The organism is Pantoea sp. CTOTU49201, assembly GCF_032054795.1.
Lineage (GTDB): Bacteria > Pseudomonadota > Gammaproteobacteria > Enterobacterales > Enterobacteriaceae > Pantoea > Pantoea symbiotica.
Genome location: NZ_DAMBSA010000489.1, coordinates 2,390 through 3,132, shown reverse-complemented (window position 1 = coordinate 3,132; position 743 = coordinate 2,390). Strand labels below are relative to the sequence as shown.

The 743-nt window shown below is 55.9% G+C and carries 1 protein-coding gene; it reads left to right on the top strand.

The annotated features are described in order from the left end of the window. The coding region (locus RTY00_RS22650; protein ID WP_312666401.1) for an oxidoreductase at window positions 1-594 on the top strand (594 nt) is incomplete at its 5' end. Window positions 595-743 lie beyond the last annotated feature (149 nt).

Below are 743 nucleotides of genomic sequence, written 5' to 3'. Positions count from 1 at the left end.
CGTGACGAGAAAGGCGGCTGGTTACCGGCGTTTACGCCAGAAGCGTTGACGCAAGCAGTGGAAGATAACCTGCGTAATCTCGGACTGGATGTGATGGAAGTGGTGAATCTGCGTTCGATGCTGGATGTGCATGGACCGAAGGAAGGTTCGCTGGAGCCGCAGGTTGAAGCGATGATTAAGCTGAAAGAGCGCGGGCTGATTCGTCATATTGGTCTGAGCAACGTTACCGCCAAACAGGTGGCCGATGCGCAGGCGATGACGCCGATCGCCTGCGTGCAGAACCTCTATAATCTGGCCAATCGCCAGGATGAGGCGCTGCTCGACCAGTTGGCAGCACAAGGCATTCCTTACGTACCGTTCTTCCCGCTCGGCGGCTTTTCACCACTGCAATCGGATCAGCTGAGCGAGGTGGCAAATGAGCTTAACGCCTCGCCGCTGCAGGTCGCGCTGGCGTGGCTGCTGCAGCGTTCGCCTAACATTCTGCTGATTCCGGGGACGTCATCACCGGAGCACCTGAAGCAGAACATGGCGAGTGCCGAAGTGAAACTTACGCCTGAAATTGTGCAGCGTTTGGATAGTATTGGTCAGCCATAATTTACCAGGTCGCCATAAATGGCGACCCTACAACGGATGTTGGTCGCCGTTATGGCGACCTCCGCCTCAAATAATCCCCATCTCCGTCAAACACCCTTTCAACGTACCAAACGCATCCTGACACTGCCGCTCATCGACGCAGGCAAAAC